Consider the following 17,075-nt stretch of genomic DNA (forward strand, 5'->3'; position numbering starts at 1 on the left):
CCTCGCCCCAGCGAGGGGCCAATGGTGGGGGCGGCGACCCCAAGGCCGGCTCGAAAGCAGAACCACCCCGATCTCAACCGACCCCACGTTCTATCCAAAGACAAATCTGTCTAGACTGCAGAGCACCAGAAGCACCGAACAATAACAACGGGAGACCTATGAGTTACCGATCAGGCCGCGATGCATTCCTCCAAGGCGTCCGCGCGCTCATCCCCTTGACCCCTGGTGTCATCCCCTTCGGCCTTGTAACCGGGATCATGGCCATCAAGCTCGGCCTGTCGCCCCTCGCCGCCATGGGCATGACCTTGCTGTTCTATTCCGGCTCCGCGCAAATGGTCGCCCTGCAGTTGCTCGACACCGGCGTGCTACCGACGGCGGTAGTGATCACGGCACTGGTGATCAACCTGCGTTTCGTCATGTACAGCGCCTCGCTCGCGCCCTATATGCATCGCATGCCGCGGCGCAGGCTGTGGCCCTTGACCTACCTGCTGTCCGACCAGTCCTACGCGTTATGCACGCTGCGTTATTCGTCGGGCGAGATGGGGCGCTTCGCCCACCACTATTACGCTGGCGCGGCGTTGGCGATGTGGCTGTGCTGGCAGCTGTCGGTGCTGGCCGGGGTGTGCCTGGGCACCGGCGTTCCTGAAAGCTGGTCGCTGAGCTTCGCGATTCCGCTGTCGTTTCTCGCGTTGTTGATCCCCGCCATTCGCACTGTGGCGACTCTGGGCGCGGCGCTGGTCGGCGGCGTGATCGCCGTGGGGGCGGCCGGCTTGCCCTACAACCTCGGGCTGATCGCCGCATCCATCGGCGGCGTGGCGGCCGGACTGGCGATCGAAAGTTGGCGTAACGGCGCTAACCCCGGGGAGCGCCCATGACCAGTGATCTGGCCCTGTGGGGCATTTTCATCGCCGTGGGCTTGGGCACTTTCGCTCTGCGCCTGTCGTTCATCGGTTTGTACGGGCGCCTGCGCATCCCGCCGTGGCTGCAGCGGGCCCTGGCCTATGTGCCGGCGAGCGTGCTGGCGGCGTTGGTATTGCCGGCCGTGGTGTATCCGAACGGGCAGGGTGCTTTCGTGCTGGAAAACCCGCAGATACCGGCTGCCATCGTCGCTGCCTGGGTTGCCTGGCGAACTCGCAGCACGGTGCTGACGCTGGCCGTGGGGATGGCGGTGTTGTGGGGGCTCAAGCTGGTGATCGGATGATCGGCGTGGCACCGCGACCTGAATGGTTGCGGCGCCGATATTCGCTGAGCCGGCCGAGTCGCCATGCGTCACTGCATCAGGGGCGGATGTCCGCCTTGAACCACTTCTGCGACAGCCGCTGCACCGTGCCATCCGCCAGCGCCGCAGTCAGCGCCTGATTGAATTTCTCGCGCAGGTCGTCATCGCTCTTGCGCAACGCCAGCGCCTCGCCCGGGCCCCAGATCTGCCCGCCGATCTTCGGCCCGACCATGTGCACGGCCTTGTTGTCCGGATTTTCCAGCGCCGATGCGAAAAACGTCACGTCGTCGAACGCCAGGTCGATGCGCCCGGCGCTGAGATCCATCATGTGTTCGCCGGACTTCTTGTATTCACGAATGGTGGCGATGTCCTTGAAGTTCTTCTCCACGAACTCGGTGTAGGCAGTGCCCGACTGGATGCCCAGCACCTTGCCCTTGACCAGTTTCTTGAGCGTGTCGATCACCGCCTTGTCGGCGGTGGCATCACCGCTGAGCTTGAGCACTTCGGTGCTGGGCAGGGCGGCGATGAGCGTGGGATCGGCGCTGGCGAACACCCCTTGGGTATTGGCGTAAGGCTGGGTGAAGGCGACCACCTGGGAGCGCTCCGGGGTGATCACGATGGCGTCCATCAGCACGTCGAACTTGCCGGCGTTGAGCGCGGCGATCATGCCGTCCCAGTCCTGGGCCTGCAGTTGGCAATCGAGCTTGAGCCGACCGCACAGGTCCTTGAGCAACTCTGGTTCGAAGCCGGAGATTTCGCCGTTGGGCAGGGTGGTGTTCCAGGGTTCATAGGCGCCTTCGGTGGCGACGCGCACTGTGGTCCAGTCCTTGGCGAAGCCTGGGGCCGAGCACATCAGGCTGGCGCACAAGGCGCAGCAGGCGAGGATCTTGCGGATGATGCGATGACTGTGAACCATGGAATTCCCCAACGATTGGCTAAAGGTGGCAGGGGCGAGCAAAGGTGAGGCGGGAAATCGTTGTTATTGTGGTTCAAGCGCTATCTGCGGGCTCAGGACGCCCGACCGTAGAAGCCGATCTGCTCCTCGGCACTGAACATCACCCCGGGTCTTTCGTAGTAGGAGAACACCGCCACCATGCGTTCTCGCTGGCCGCGCACGGGGGTGACGCGGTGGGCGGTGTTCTTGCCGCGGAACACATTGAGGGTGCCGGCTTGCAGTTGCAGGGACCGCACCTTCGGGTCAGCGCCTTCGAGCAGCCGGGCGACGCCCTCGTAGTTCGGGTCGTCGTCACTGCGCAGGTCGCTGCGGTATTCGAATTCTCCGCCCTGTTCGGGCGCTTGCAGCAGCAAGGTGGTGGTGAACTCGGAGCGATCGAAGTGCCAGTTCAAGGTCTCGCCCTGGCGATAGCTCATCACGTTGACCCGGGCCAGGGGGTCGGTCATGACGTGCAGCGCGGGTTTGTCCATGACCGCCGCGAGAAAACTCACCAGGCCCGGGTACTCGTACACGGCCGTGACCAAGGTGTCCTGCAACTGATCGGCGCACAGCGTGTGGCTGACGGTTTCGACGCTGCGCAGGGCCGGGTGGTCGGCCGGCAGCTCGGCGATCTGCGGCTTGAAGTAGATGTTGTGCGAGCGCTTGTGGGTGTGGGATTGCGCGTCCATGGTCGGCCTGATCTGCGCTGCCGCCTGTTGCACCTGCTCGGTGCGCACGAAGCCTTCGAGGCTGAACATGCCGTCGCGCTGCAGTTCTTCGCGCGCGCGCTGGACCAAGGCGGTCCATTCGGCGCTCCCCTCCCGGTCCAGGGGGTAACGTTGCAGATCGATGACGTTGTTCATGGCGTCGGCTCCGGTGAAGTTCAAGTGACTGAGCCTGCAAGCTAACCCGCAAAAAACTTCGCATCAACGCTACAAATTGTTAGCCTCCCTACAGTAAAACTTAAGGAAGCCTGGCATGAAACGACTACCACCCCTCAATGCCGTGCGCACTTTTGAAGTGGCTGCGCGCCTGGGCAGCTTCGCCATGGCCGGGCGAGAGCTGGGCGTGTCGGCGGCTGCGGTCAGCCAGCAGGTGCGCCATCTCGAAGCGTATTTCGGCAAGAAGTTGTTTATGCGTAACGGCAATCGCCTGGCGCTGACCGACGCCGGGCTGGCGATCTATCCGCAGACCTCCCGCGCGCTGGATGAGATCGCGACCATGACCACGCGCATCCTCGAAGGCGAAATACGTACCCGGCTGATCGTCAGCGTGCCGTTCTCCCTGGCCGAAGGTTGGCTGGCGCCGAAGCTGGCGAGCCTGCTGGAGATCTATCCGCAGTTGTCGATAGACGTGCGGGTAGAGGATGATCCGGTCGACCTGGCCCGGCATGACGTCGATATCCGCATCAGCTACGGCGATTATCACTACCCGTCGCTGCAGGCCATCGCGCTGTTCCATGATCAGGTGGTGCCGCTCTGCGCGCCGCAGCTCTGGGATCGCCATGGCAACCCCGAGTTGGACCTGTCCAAGGTGCACGAAAGCCTGTTCATCCATACGCAATGGGGGCCCAACTATGCGTCCCATCCCACCTGGAGCCAGTGGTATGCCCAGGAGGTCGGCCAGCCTGCGCCGGACCCGGCACAGGGACGGCGCTCCGGGTTGTCGAGTCTGTCGATCACTTTGGCGCGGCTGGGCTGCGGCATTGCCCTGGGGCAGAAGCTGCTGGCCCGGGCGGATCTCGAAGCAGGGCGGCTGCTGGCGCTGTCGTCGACCTCGTTGCCGCTGGGGCATGCCTATTGCGCGTTCGTCCCGGCGCAGAAGCGCCAGCGGGCCAATGTGCTGCGCTTTATCGAATTGCTGGGTGGGCAGGATGACTAGAGCAGTGAACCACTTGATGAGAGGCAGCCCATGCGTTACGACCTGACCAGCCTGGACATTTTCATCGCCGTGGCCGAGGAGCGTAACCTCACCCGCGTCGCCCGAATCAAGCATCTGGCGCTGTCGGCCATCAGCAAGCGCATCGCCGAACTCGAAGCCCATGCCGGCTCGGCGCTGCTGATCCGCAACGCCCGCGGCGTGGACCTGACGCCGGCAGGGCAGTCGATGCTGTTCTATGCCCGCCAGCTCCGGCAGACCCTCAATGCGTTGGATGACGAGCTCGGCGATTACGCCTCCGGGGTCAAGGGCCACGTGCGCATTCACGCCATCACCTCGGCGCTCTCGCAGTTCTTGCCGGACGACATCGCCCGCTTCGTGCAGACCTATCCGCAGATCAAGTTCGATATTGAAGAGCGGGTCGGCTCGGCGGTGATTCGCGCCGTGGCCGACGGCCGGGCCGATCTGGGCATCATCGCCGACCAGACGCCCGCCCTGGGCCTGGAGACCGTGCCCTATCGTCACGACGAGTTGACGCTCGTGGTACCTCAGGGGCACCCGCTCAGCGCTGCCAGGGCCGTGCGCTTTCAGGACGTGCTGGAGCACGAATTCATCGGGCCCCATCTGGAAAGCTCGGTGCACACCCTGTTGACCGGCGAGGCCGACAAGCTTGGCAAGGCCCTCAAGCTGCGCATCCGCATCAGCAGCTTCGACTGCATGTGCCGCATGGTTTCCACCGGGCTGGGGCTGGCGGTACTGCCGCGCAGCGTGGTCCAGCCCTACCTGCGCAGCCATCGCCTGAAGGCCCTGACTTTGCAGGAAAGCTGGGCGCAACGCACCTTGCTGCTGGCATTTCGCAAATACGAATTCGCCTCGCCGACCCTCAAGACCCTGATCGACACGCTCAAGGAACAAACGCCCTGAGCCTTCTCGATCCACGAAGGCTGCCTTGGTAAACCGGCAATTTTCACCCGCGCGCGGCCAACTTAGTATTCATCCACCAGCGGTCGAAGGCGCTCATCAGGTCTGGACCGCGAATACTATAAAAACGAGCGATGCCTGCATGACCGAGATAGCCACCGACCTGCTCAACACCCTGGTGATCGAGGGTGAAGATTTCGCCTATGTGGACTTGCACAAGATGCTCGACCACGCCCAGCTGGCGAAGCTGCCGTATGCCATTCGCATCCTTCTGGAAAACGTCGCGCGGTGCTCCCCTGAAGCCCTGCCTTCGGTACTGGCCCGCGCCATCGGCCAGGGACCGGATTGCGAGGTACCGTTCCAGCCCAACCGCCTGATGTTCCACGACACCACCTGCCTTCCGGCCCTGGCCGATTTTGCCGGCATGCGCGATGTAGTGGCGGAGCTGGGGGGCGATCCGTCATCCATGAACCCGCTGATTCCTGCGGTGCTGACCATCGACCACTCGGTGATCGTCGAGCGCTATGCCGAGGCCGATGCAGTCGAGCAGAACCTGGACATCGATTTTCGTCGCAACAGCGAGCGCTATCGCTTCATCAAATGGGCGCAGAAGAGCCTCGACAACTTCGGTGTGATCCCGCCCGGCACCGGCATCATCCATCAGATGAACATGGAAGCCCTGGCGCAAGTGGTGTGGGAAACGCCCATGGCCGATGGCCGGCGCCTGCTGCATCCCGACGATATGGTCGCCACCGACAGTCACACCCCGATGATCAACGCCATCGGCGTGCTGGGCTGGGGGGTGGGCGGTCTGGAAGGGCAGGCGGCCATGGTCGGCGAGCCGGTACCGATCAGTTTCCCGCAGGTGGTCGGTATTCGCGTCAGCAACGTCATGCGCCCTGGCGTCACCGCCACGGACCTGTCCCTGCATGTCGCCGAGATCCTGCGCCAGCGCTCGGTGGTGGGCAAGTTCGTCGAGTTTACCGGGCCGGGGCTGTCGACTCTAAGCTGGGCAGCACGTGGCACGGTGTCCAACATGGCGCCGGAATATGGCGCCACGGTGGTGTTCTTCCCGTTCGATGATGGCACCCTGGCGTATCTGGAACTCTCCGGCCGGCCTCAGGCCTTGCGCGAAAAGGTGATCCGTTACCTGAATGCACAGTCGCTATGGCGCCGCGACGAACTGGCCGAGCCGCAGTTCGACGAGTTGATCGAGCTCGACCTCGCCAGCATCGAACCCAGCGTAGCCGGACCCCATCAGCCGCACCAACGGCACAAGTTGGCCGACGCCGCAGCGTCCTTCGAGCAGGAGGTCATGGGCGGCGGCAAGCTGATCGCCGGCCCAATTGAGCAGCAGTTTTTCGAGCCCTCGTTCGGCCAACCCATTACCCACGGCGCGGTGGTGATGGCCGCCATTACCAGTTGCACCAACACCGCCAACCCGGCGCAGATGATCCAGGCCGGCCTGCTGGCTCGCAAGGCCCGGCAGCTCGGTCTGCAACGCAAGCCTTGGGTCAAGACCTCGCTGTCGCCTGGTTCGCGGGTGGTCGCCGACTACCTGGCCGAGGCTGGATTGCTGGAGGATTTCGCCTCACTGGGCTTCGACCTGGCGGGTTTCGGCTGCATGACCTGCATCGGCAACTCCGGGCAGCTCGAGGCGCACGTCGAAGTGTTTGCCGATCAAGGCCTCAAGGGCGTGGTAGTGCTTTCGGGCAATCGCAATTTCGAAGGGCGGGTCAATCCAAAAGTGCCTGCCGGATACCTGGCGTCGCCCGCGCTGTGTGTGGCCTATGCCATTGCAGGCACCATCACTATCGATCTGCAAACCCAGGCCCTGGCGCAGGATAGCGCGGGGCGGCCGGTGTACCTGCGCGACCTGATGCCCACCGACGCCGAGGTGGCGGTGCAGGCACTGCAGGCGGTCAAGCCCGAGTTCTTCCAGCAGCGGCTGGCCAAGGTATGGGAGGGTACGCACCACTGGCAGTCGCTGTCGGCCGAGGGCAGCGTGCAGTTCCCCTGGAGCCCGGATTCGACCTACCTGCGCCGGCCGCAGTACCTCGCCGACATCGCTGCCGAGGCAAAAACCAGCCTGGCGATCAGCGCTGCGCGCGTCCTTCTGGTGCTGGGCGACAACGTCACCACCGACCACATCTCGCCAGCGTATTCGATCCCCGCCGACAGTCTGGCCGGCCAGTGGCTACTGGCGCGGGGTGAAGACCCGCAGGACCTCAACCAGTACTCCACTCGGCGCAGCAACCATGAGGTCATGGTGCGCGGAGCCTTTACCAACAAGGCGGTGAAAAACTTGCTGCTGGCCGAGCAGCCGGGCGTCGGCGCCTGGGCCTGGAGCGCCGATCACAGCGCCTGCCTGCCGTTATACGAGGCGGCCAAAAGCTACGCTGCGCAGCAGATTCCCATGGTGGTGTTCGCCGGTATCAACTACGGCGCCGGCTCCAGCCGCGACTGGGCGGCCAAGGCGCAGGCGTTGCTGGGGGTCAAGGCGGTGGTCGCGCAGAGCATCGAGCGCATCCACCGCAGCAACCTGATCGGTATGGGTGTCATTCCGTTGCAGTTCAAGGATGGCATGAAAGTCGCGGATCTGGCGCTGCTGGGCGATGAGACCTTTGACTTTATCGGCCTCGATGAGCTGCAGGTGGGCGACAACCCCATCACCCTGCTCATGACCCGCGCCGAGGGTGAACGCCAGCCAGTGGCGCTCAATGTGCGTATCGATTCGCTGCAGGAGATCCGCTACCTGATCCACGGCGGGGTGCTGCCCTACGTGATCCGCAAGGTGGTCAAGCGCAGCGCCCACTGATATCGCGCCTGGCGCGCTGAGGGCCAGGCCGTTACGGCTTTACACGTGCGTTCAACAATAACAAGGAAACGCCCAATGACAAGCGACGATAAAGGCGCGGGCCTGCAGCCGCCTGCCGTACAGCTCGACCCCTGCGCCGACGCCGGCCGCCGCCTGCTGCTCAAGCAAATGAGCGCGGTGGCCGGCGCCTCCATTCTCGGTGCGCTGCTACCAGGCAGTCTGGCAATGGCCGCCGATCCCTCCACGAAAATATCCTCTGTCAGCGGGAGAACCCCTATGTACGCCTATGTCGGGTCACGCACCACCCGCGAACGAAATGCCCGCGGTGATGGCATCACGGTCTACAAGGTCGATCAAAGCAAAGGGACCCTCGAGCTCGTGCAAGTGGTCAAGGACCTGGTCAATCCATCCTTTCTGGCGCTCAACAAGGCCGGCGACCGGCTGTACACCGTGCACGGTGACCAGAGCGACGTCAGTGCCTTCAGCGTCGACAAGGCCAGCGGCATGCTGACGTTCATCAATCGGCAGAGCACCGAAGGCAAGAACCCGGTGCACCTGGCCCTCGACCCCAGCGAACGCTTTCTGGTGGTGTCCAACCACATCGGCGGCTCGCTGGCGGTGCTCAATGTTGCCGCAGATGGCTCGCTGGGCAGCCTCAACCAATTGCTCAAGCTTGAAGGGCCGTTGGGGCCGCACCGTGTCGAGCAGCCGTTTTCCAAACCACATTTCAACCCGTTCGATCATTCGGGCAACTACGTGCTGGTGCCGGACAAGGGCCTGGATCGGATCTTCAGCCTGCGTTTCGACAACGGCAAGCTGTTCCCCGCCGATCCGCCTTTCGTCACCACCCGCGAAGGCGCCGGCCCACGGCATATCGCCCTGCACCCCAACTCGGCGTTTGCCTACGTGGTCAACGAGCTGGACTCGACCGTCGCCGCGTACCGCTTCGAGAGCAAAACCGGCGCGCTCAAGCCGCAGCAGGTGCTGCCATCGTTGCCGGCCACCTTTACCGGCAACAGCCGGGCGTCGGAGATCGAGATCGACCGCAGCGGGCGTTTTCTTTACGCCTCCAACCGCGGCTACGACAGCGTGGCGGTGTTCGTCATCGATGAAGGCACCGGCTTGTTGAGCCCGGTGGAGTTCATGCCCACCGACGGCAAGACCCCGCGCTTCTTCACCCTGACCCCCAACGGGCGATTTCTATTCGCCCTCAACGAGGACAGCGACACCATCATCTCCATGGCGGTGGACCCCAGGAAGGGCAGTTTGAGCAAGACCGGCTTTTCGGTATCGACCGGCAGCCCGGTGTGCATGATTTTTTCGACCTGATCAGCAGCGGATTCACAAAAACAACAGAAGCAGGCATTGTCTGCCGATCGTGAGGTTTGCCATGAACAACAATGACGTCGTCGACGAAGCTGCCATCGTGCGCAAGATCACCTTGCGCATCATCCCCTTCGTTTTTCTGCTGTACATCGTCTCCTATCTGGACCGCGCCAATATCGGCTATGCGGCGTTGCAGATGAACAAGGAACTGGCGCTGAGCAGCGAAGCGTTCGGGTTCATTTCCGGTATTTTCTTTATCGGCTACTTCCTCTTCGAAGTACCCAGCAACGTCCTGCTCAACAAGTTCGGCGCCCGGGTGTGGATCGCGCGCATCCTGGTGACCTGGGGGGTGATCGCCGCCTGTACCGCCTTTGCCCACACCGCCAATCAGCTCTACGTGCTGCGCTTTTTTCTCGGTGTCGCCGAAGCCGGATTCTTTCCGGGGATCATCGTTTACCTGACGTACTGGTTCCGCGCCAAGGAGCTTGCCACCACCGTGGCGTTGTTCACGGCGGCGATCCCGGTCAGCTACATCATCGGTGCGCCGCTGAGCACCTGGATCATGGACAACATCAACTGGCTGAACTGGAGCGGCTGGCGCTGGATGCTGTTCCTCGAGGGCGCTCCCGCGGTGTTGCTGGGCGTCGCCTGTTTCTTTTTCCTGACCGACAAGCCGGAGCAGGCCAAGTGGCTCAAACCCGAGGAGAAGGACTGGCTGCTGGCGGAGCTGGAGCGTGATCGCCGGAGCCGCAAGAACGTCAAGAGCCTGGGCGTGCTCAAGACCATGACCAACCCCAAGGTGCTGTACCTGTCGTTCATCTACTTCGTCTACCAATGCGGCAGCCTGGGCGTCGGCTACTGGATGCCGCAGATTATCAAGAGCTTCTCCGAGAGCTTGACCCATACCCAGATCGGCCTGATCGCCATGCTCCCGTATATCGTCGCGACCATCGCGATGATCCTCTGGTCGCGCAGCTCCGACAAACGCAACGAGCGCAAACTGCACTCGGCCATTCCACTGCTTTTTTCCGCAGCAGGGCTGATCGGCGCCGGATTGCTGGACAACCCCTTCGTGGCCATGGCGATGATCTGCCTGGCGCTATCGGGCCTGTACAGCTTCAAGTCACCCTTCTGGGCGCTGCCGACGCTGTTCCTCGATCGGGCCACGGCGGCGGTGTCGATCGCGGTGATCAATTCCATCGGTAACCTCGGCGGTTTCGTCGGGCCGTCGATGATCGGCATGGTCAAGGGCACCAATCAGAGCGCCGCCAATGGCCTGCTGTTTCTCAGCGGCTTGTTGCTGATAGGCTTCGTGATGACGATGCTGATGCGGGTGACCAACAAGGAAAAAACTGATCGCAGCCTCGGGGCCGTCAAGCAGGCCCACTGAGTCTCACGCGCGCCCGGCACCTTTGATCGAGGCGGCCGGGCGCTGTCGCGCAATCCCATTCGGAGCACACCATGAATTCCATTTCCCCAGCAGCACTGGAGCAACTGGCACCCGGCGGCGTACTGCGTACAGCCATCAACCTGGGCAATCCGGTGTTGGCGCAACCTGGCGTCGACGGTGGCCTGCAAGGTGTTTCGGTCGCGCTTGCCAAGGCCCTGGCCGCCGAGCTGGGGGTGGGTCTGCAGATGATCACCTTCGATGCCGCCGGCAAGGTGTTCGCCGCGTTGGAGGAGCGCTGCTGGGACCTGGCCTTTCTGGCGATCGAACCGGTGCGTGAAGAGCAGATCGCCTTCAGCAAGCCGTACGTGATCATCGAGGGGACGTATCTGGTCAGCCAGGGTTCGCCTTATCGGCACGTCGCCGACCTCGATCAGGCCGGCTTGCGCCTGGCGGTGGGCAAGGGCGCGGCCTATGACCTGTTTCTGTCGCGCAGCCTGCAGCACGCCACGCTGGAGCGCGCTGCGACGTCGTCGGCGGCGGTGGATCTGTTCATCGCGCAGCAGCTGGACGCCGCTGCCGGAGTGCGCCAACCGCTGGAGCAGGTGGCATCGAAAGATCCGCGCTACCGGGTGCTGCCGGGGGCGTTCACCGAAATTCGCCAGGCCATGGCGGTACCACGGGCCAATGCCTTGGCCAGCGCTTATGTTGCGGCGTTTCTGCAGCGCCAGTTGGCCAGTGGTTTCGTGCGCGGGGCGTTGTTGGGCAGTGGCCAGACGGATGTCAGCGCGCCGCGGGAGTGATGGTAGCTTGACCAGCGCGTCGATTCCTGCAGCGAGGGGGCGACGCCCCGATTGCGGTGTGTCAGCCATGACAGTGCGGCTGATGGACCTTTCGGGGGCGAGCCCCCTCGCTACAGTGACGCAACTTCAGCCCTTGTGGTGACTGGCCGCGAGCCCATACACCTGCGGTTGAAGCCCCTCGAACCGCGCCTTCAACTGCAGCGCCAGATACAGCGAATAATGCCGCGACTGATGCAGATTGCCTCCATGGAACCACAGGTTTTGCTGTTGCGTGGGCTTCCACATATTGCGCAACTCGCCTTCGTATGGGCCCGGGTCCTTGGTGGTGCCGGAGCCCAGGCCCCAGCACCGGCCGACCTTGTCGGCGACTTCCTGAGAAATCAGCTTCGCCGCCCAGCCGTTCATCGAGCCATAGCCGGTGGCATAGACGATCAGGTCTGCGGGCAGGCGCGTGCCGTCGGTCAACACCACTGCATCCGCTTCGATATGCTCGACCCCCAGGCCCGGTGCGCTCTTGAGCTTGATGGTGCCATCGGCGATCAACTGCGAGGCGCCGACGTCGATGTAATATCCCGAGCCACGGCGCACGTACTTCATGAACAACCCCGATTCGTCGTCGCCGAAATCGAGCATGAAACCGGCCTTTGCCAGGCGCTGGTAAAAGTCCTTGTCGCGCTCCTTGATCGCCTCGAACACCGGCTTGTGGAAGCTCGGCATGACCTTGTAGGGGATCGAGGCGAACAGCATGTCGGCCTTGTCGGTGGTCAGGCCGCTTTCCACCGCGTCCTCGGAATACAGCCCGCCGAACACCAGCTCCATCAGGCTGTCGGAGCGCACGATATGCGTGGTGGAGCGCTGCACCATGGTCACCTCGGCACCGTTCTCGACCAGATCGGCGCAGATGTCATGGGCCGAGTTGTTGGCGCCGATCACCACCGCGCGTTTGCCGCGCCAGGCGTCGCCACCGGGATGGCGGCTGGAATGATGCTGCTGGCCGTTGAAGGTGTCGGCGCCAGGATAGTCGGGCACGTTGGCGACGCCGGACATGCCGGTGGCGAGGATCAACTGGGTTGGCTGCAGCAACAGGCGCTCGCCATCGCGCTGCACCTCGACCGTCCAGTTGCCTGCCTGGTCGTCGAACGTTGCGCTGACGCATTCGGTGCGTGGCCAGTAATTGAGCTCCATGACCTTGGTGTACATCTCGAGCCAGTCGCCGACCTGATCCTTGGGGGTGAAGACCGGCCAGTGATCGGGGAAGGGCAGGTACGGCATGTGGTCGTACCAGACCGGGTCGTGCAGGCACAGCGATTTGTAGCGGCTGCGCCACTGGTCGCCCGGGCGCTCGGCCTTGTCGACGATCAGCGTCGGCACACCCAGGCGCTTGAGCCGTGCCGCCAGGCCCAGGCCGCCCTGACCGCCGCCGACGATCAGGCAATAAGGCTGCGAGGTGATGCCGAGGGAGGCTTCCTCATCGCGGCGGCGTTCCAGCCAATTGCGTTTGTCGGCATGGCCATGTCCGTGATGGGCGCCCATGGGGCGACGGCGGCCGCTGGGTTCTTCGAAACCCTTGAGCTCGCGCATGCTGGTCAGCAGCGTCCAGCATAGGCCATCCTTGAGGCGCACGTAGCCTTTGCCGCGCGCACTGTCGGTCTGCAGGCTGATCCAGCCTTCGAGCACGCCACCGGCCAGGGTCGCTTCGCCTTCGAGTCGCCACTGCTCGGGCTGGGTCAGTTGCAGCCGTGCTTCGAGCATGTCGCGGATCGCAGGCTTGCCTTCGAGGGTTACCAGGTTCCAGCTGAACAGCAGCAGGTCGCGCCAGTAACAGTCTTCGCTGAACAGCCCCAGGGTGGCGTCCAGGTCGCCTTGGGCCAGGTGCTCGCCGAGGCGTTCGACCCAGGCCGCGAGCTGGGCGGTGGGGGTTTGTTGAGGTGTTTCGACAGCGATGTTCATGGGGGTGTCTCCTGTTTTTGTTGTTTTTGTACCGAGGTGAATAGAGCAAGAGCCGGGCCATCTGCGGCAGACCTTCGGTCCAGAGCCTTCGCCTCCGCTACAAACCTGCGCACTGTCACGCCGGTGGGACGGGGGCATGACAAAGTGTCATCCCTCTGTAGCGAGGGGGCTTGCCCCCGAAAAAATCCTCGGCACACCGCGACCCCTCAGGCCGAGCGGTGCCTGGTCAGGTATTCGGGGGCAAGCCCCCTCGCTACAGGCGCACGGGTAGCGAGGGGGCTTGCCCCCGAAAATATCCTCGGCACACCGCGACCCCTCAGGCCGAGCGGTGCCTGGTCAGGGATTCGGGGGCAAGCCCCCTCGCTACAGGCGCATGGGTAGCGAGGGGGCTTGCCCCCGAAAAAATCCTCGGCACACCGCGACCCCTCAGGCCGAGCGGCGCCTGGTCAGGTATTCGGGGGCAAGCCCCCTCGCTACAGGCGCCCGGGTAGAGTTGGAAGCAGCCTCAAGTCCCTGTCTTTGGTCTAAGCTGGCAACAGACGTGTATTCATCGCAGCGGAGAACAACAACAATGACGTCCGCCTTGATCAGCGCCCATGCCCAGCAGGTGCTGCAAGCCGTGCACGGCGATCTCGCCAGCCACGCTCAAGCCAACGATCCAGCCATCACGCGCTCCTGGCGCCGTTGCCTGGATCAACACCAGCTCGACCCCGCCAGCCGCCGTGCGCCCAACGTGGTGGAACACCCGCGCTTGCAGGATCATCGCGGGCCGCTTGAACACATCATCAAAGTCGCGCGCTGGCAGATGAGCAGCCTGCACCAGCAGCTCGGCGGCGAAGGCCACGTGGTGTTGCTGACCGATGTCCGGGGCGTGGTCATCGACAGCGTCTTCAGTGCCTGCGAACAGGCCGAATTCCAGCGCTCGGGGCTATGGCTGGGGGCGGTGTGGAGCGAAGACTGCGAAGGCACCAACGGCGTCGGCACCTGTCTGGTCGAGCGGCAGAACGTGACCATCCGCCGCGACGAGCATTTTCGTGGCAAGCACGCTGGCCTGACCTGTTCGGCCAGCCCGATCTTCGATCCCCGCGGTGACCTGCTGGCGGTGCTCAATCTGTCGTCGGCGCGCGAGGAGCACAGTCTGCAGCAGCGCTTCCAGGCCATGGCGCTGACCAACCTGTCGGCCAAGCTGATCGAGAGCTGTTTCTTCCTCGGCCACGATCCGCAGCGCTATTTGCTGCGCTTTCATCCTGAGGCCGACTTCGTCGGGCTGCTGGGCGAGGGCCTGCTGAGTTTCGACGACAGTGCGCGCATCTGCTCGGCCAATCAGGCCGCCCTTGACCTGCTGGGGCTCGAACGCGAGCAACTGGTCGGGCGATCGTTGACTGGCTTGCTGGAGGCTTCCCTCGAACAACTGACGAGCCGAGCCAGTCCGCAGCCCGGTGTGTGTTGGCCGCTGCGGTTGCACGACGGGCGCTTGTTCTACGGGCAATTACGCGCGCCGCAGAAGCTCAAGCCGCAACTGCCGCCGCCGTCCAGTGACCCCGATCACCGCGTGTGCCTCGCAGACCCGCGCCTGCAACGCGCCTTCAGTCGTGCCCTGCGCGTGCTGGAACGGGATGTGCCGGTCTTTGTGCAAGGCGAGACCGGCACCGGCAAGGAGGCGTTCGCTGCGGCGCTGCACCGCGCCAGTTCGCGGGCCGCTCAGCCGTTCGTGGCGATCAACTGCGCGGCCATCCCGGAAAGCCTGATCGAGAGCGAGCTGTTCGGCTATCGCGGCGGCAGCTTCACCGGCGCCCGCAAGGACGGCATGGTCGGCAAGCTGGAGCAGGCCCATGGCGGCATCCTCTTTTTGGACGAGATCGGTGATATGCCGCTGGCGTTGCAGACGCGCCTGTTGCGCGTGCTGGAAGAGCGCCAGGTGGTGCCTCTGGGTGGCGCCACGGCGCGGGCGCTGGATGTGCGCTTGATCAGCGCCAGCCACCAGGACCTGCGGGCCGGCGTGGCCGAGGGGCGCTTTCGCGAGGATCTGTTCTATCGCATCGCTGGCTTTGCGGTGCAGTTGCCGCCGCTGCGTGAGCGTTCGGACAAGGGCCAATTGTTCGATCTGTTGTTGAGGGAGGAAGCGCCAGGCGCGCGGATAACCCTGGAGCCGGGCGTCAGGGAACGCCTTTTAGCGTATCCATGGCCGGGCAATGTCCGGCAATTGCGCACCTGCCTGCGGACCTTGGTGGCTCTGGCCGGGGACGGTTGTGTGTGTCTGCAAGACGTCGTGGAGTTGTTGCCGGGTGAACCGACGGCGGTAGCGCAGGGCGGCGATCCGTTGCAGCAGTCCGAACGCCAGACGCTGCTGACCCTGATCGCCGCCGAGCAATGGCACATTGGCCGGGTGGCGACGCGGTTGGGGATCAGTCGCAATACCCTCTATCGCAAGCTGCGTCAGCATGGAATAGCACGCTCGGGATGACTGTCCATTCACTGCTTGAACGACCGGCTACAACCCCGCCAAGCGCTCCACCGCCAATGCCACGGCAATCACTATCATCGCCGCCCCCGACACCCGGCTGACCAGCAATGCGGCAGCCGGGCGCGACGCAAGCACCGCTCGGGCGCCGAAGCCGACCATCAGGTACACCACCGCGCAGCTGCACGCATGCAGCACTCCCAGGGCGATAATCTGCGTGGGGACCGGCCAGGCGGCGTGAGGATCGGTGAACTGTGGCAGCAGGGCCAGGAACATCAGGATCACTTTCGGGTTCAGACCGCTGACGCACAGCCCCTTGATGGCCCAACTCGAGCCACTACCGGCCGCTGCACATTCACCCTGCACGGGGACGGAGGGCTTGAGCAGCATGTTGATCCCCAACCACAACAGATAGCCCGCGCCCACCAGTGTCAGCGCCGTCAGGGCGAAGGGTATCTGCGTCAACACACCGGCCACGCCTGCGGCGACGATCAGTGTCGCCAGCAGATGTCCGCAGAGCATTCCGCCCACTGCGGGCACTACCACATCGCCGCGCAGTCCGGCCGAGATCGCGTAGGCCCAGTCCATGCCAGGGGTGATAACGAACAGCAACGACACGGCCCAGAACGCCGCGATCACACTTGGATCCATGACCAATCCTCTCCCATCAGTCAGCCGGATATGCCGCAAGGCGGAGAAGGAAGGATAAGGAAATACACGTGGTATTATCTTTCGATTACAGCCCGTTAAACCCATCAATGGGGAAGGTTTTTAGGTATGGATCGCACAGATAGAAAGATTCTTGCGCAGCTGCAGGCCGATGGTCGCCAGTCGCTCACCGAGTTGGCGGATCGGGTCGGGATCAGCCTGTCGCCCTGCCATCGTCGGGTTCGGGCGCTGGAAGAGCAGGGCATCATCACCGGCTATCGGGCCCAGTTGTCCGCGCCCAAGTTGGGGCTTGGGTTCTCGTCGCTGGTGTTCGTGACCATGCGCGAAGGACACCAGCAGGCGATTGCGGATTTCGAGCAGGCGTTGCCGGGTATCCCCAGCATCACTCAGGCGCAGCGGCTGTTTGGCGATCCTGATTTCCTGCTGATGGTGGTCACCGAGGATCTGCCGGCTTTTCAGCGGCTGTATGACGAGCACCTGACCAAGCTGCCGAACGTACTGCGTCTGACCTCGACGCTGGTGATGAAACAGGTGATTGCCGATCGGGCGTTGCCGTTGTGACCGGGCAAATCGAAGCCTCCGGCGCGCTGATATGCACCTGCGGTGGCTCTAGCTGAGTTGAGTCGAGATTCCAACCCTGTGGGGGGGGGGGGGGGGGGGGGGGGGGGGGGGGGGGGGGGGGGGGGGGGGGGGGGGGGGGGGGGGGGGG

14 protein-coding genes are annotated in these 17,075 nt (G+C 63.8%); 10 read left to right on the forward strand and 4 right to left on the reverse strand.

All coding sequences use genetic code 11. The features are described from left to right. Positions 1–158: 158 nt before the first annotated feature. A complete protein-coding gene (locus AC3WJP_RS28255) occupies positions 159–875 on the forward strand; it encodes an AzlC family ABC transporter permease (RefSeq protein ID WP_493724451.1) in 717 nt (238 codons plus the stop codon). Next, a complete protein-coding gene (locus AC3WJP_RS28260; protein WP_493724450.1) occupies positions 872–1,201 on the forward strand; it encodes an AzlD domain-containing protein in 330 nt (109 codons plus the stop codon). The genes AC3WJP_RS28255 and AC3WJP_RS28260 overlap by 4 nt, the downstream gene beginning before the upstream one ends. Before the next feature lie 76 nt (positions 1,202–1,277). Here the strand turns inward: AC3WJP_RS28260 and AC3WJP_RS28265 are convergent, their stop codons facing one another. Beyond that, positions 1,278–2,135 carry a transporter substrate-binding domain-containing protein gene (locus AC3WJP_RS28265; protein WP_493724449.1) on the reverse strand — a complete coding sequence of 286 codons (858 nt, stop codon included), beginning with the start codon at positions 2,133–2,135 and terminating at the stop codon, positions 1,278–1,280. 92 nt (positions 2,136–2,227) lie between these two features. Beyond that, entirely contained in the window at positions 2,228–3,016 is a 789-nt protein-coding gene (locus AC3WJP_RS28270) for a HalD/BesD family halogenase (protein WP_493724448.1), read from the reverse strand. 115 nt (positions 3,017–3,131) lie between these two features. On the opposite strand from AC3WJP_RS28270, the gene AC3WJP_RS28275 reads away from it, so the two are divergent. From AC3WJP_RS28275 to AC3WJP_RS28300, 6 genes are all read left to right on the forward strand, one after another. Continuing rightward, on the forward strand, positions 3,132–4,034 hold the full coding sequence (locus AC3WJP_RS28275; protein WP_493724447.1) for a LysR substrate-binding domain-containing protein: 903 nt from the start codon (positions 3,132–3,134) through the stop codon (positions 4,032–4,034). A gap of 30 nt (positions 4,035–4,064) precedes the next feature. Continuing rightward, entirely contained in the window at positions 4,065–4,955 is an 891-nt protein-coding gene (locus AC3WJP_RS28280) for a LysR family transcriptional regulator (RefSeq protein ID WP_493724446.1), read from the forward strand. 139 nt (positions 4,956–5,094) lie between these two features. Continuing rightward, a complete protein-coding gene (gene acnA / locus AC3WJP_RS28285; protein ID WP_493724445.1) occupies positions 5,095–7,770 on the forward strand; it encodes an aconitate hydratase AcnA in 2,676 nt (891 codons plus the stop codon). Between the two features lie 276 nt (positions 7,771–8,046). Next, positions 8,047–9,099, forward strand: coding sequence for a lactonase family protein (locus tag AC3WJP_RS28290; protein WP_493724452.1), 1,053 nt, complete (start codon positions 8,047–8,049; stop codon positions 9,097–9,099). Positions 9,100–9,160: 61 nt separating this feature from the next. After that, a complete protein-coding gene (locus AC3WJP_RS28295; RefSeq protein WP_493724444.1) occupies positions 9,161–10,486 on the forward strand; it encodes an MFS transporter in 1,326 nt (441 codons plus the stop codon). Positions 10,487–10,557: 71 nt separating this feature from the next. Then, positions 10,558–11,286, forward strand: coding sequence for a transporter substrate-binding domain-containing protein (locus AC3WJP_RS28300; protein WP_493724443.1), 729 nt, complete (start codon positions 10,558–10,560; stop codon positions 11,284–11,286). Positions 11,287–11,412: 126 nt separating this feature from the next. On the opposite strand, the gene AC3WJP_RS28305 is transcribed toward AC3WJP_RS28300, so the two are convergent. Continuing rightward, on the reverse strand, positions 11,413–13,236 hold the full coding sequence (locus AC3WJP_RS28305) for an NAD(P)/FAD-dependent oxidoreductase (protein WP_493724442.1): 1,824 nt from the start codon (positions 13,234–13,236) through the stop codon (positions 11,413–11,415). A gap of 571 nt (positions 13,237–13,807) precedes the next feature. Between AC3WJP_RS28305 and AC3WJP_RS28310 the strand changes: the two genes are divergently transcribed. Next, positions 13,808–15,700, forward strand: a complete 1,893-nt coding sequence (locus AC3WJP_RS28310) for a sigma-54-dependent Fis family transcriptional regulator (RefSeq protein ID WP_493724441.1) — start codon at positions 13,808–13,810, stop codon at positions 15,698–15,700. Positions 15,701–15,727: 27 nt separating this feature from the next. Here the strand turns inward: AC3WJP_RS28310 and AC3WJP_RS28315 are convergent, their stop codons facing one another. After that, positions 15,728–16,348 carry a LysE family translocator gene (locus tag AC3WJP_RS28315; protein ID WP_493724440.1) on the reverse strand — a complete coding sequence of 207 codons (621 nt, stop codon included), beginning with the start codon at positions 16,346–16,348 and terminating at the stop codon, positions 15,728–15,730. A gap of 126 nt (positions 16,349–16,474) precedes the next feature. Between AC3WJP_RS28315 and AC3WJP_RS28320 the strand changes: the two genes are divergently transcribed. Next, positions 16,475–16,927 (forward strand): Lrp/AsnC family transcriptional regulator, encoded by a 453-nt coding sequence (locus tag AC3WJP_RS28320; protein ID WP_493724439.1) that lies wholly within the window; start codon positions 16,475–16,477, stop codon positions 16,925–16,927. Positions 16,928–17,075: the final 148 nt, after the last annotated feature.

It is taken from the genome of Pseudomonas sp. GW821-FHT01A09, from assembly GCF_058986725.1.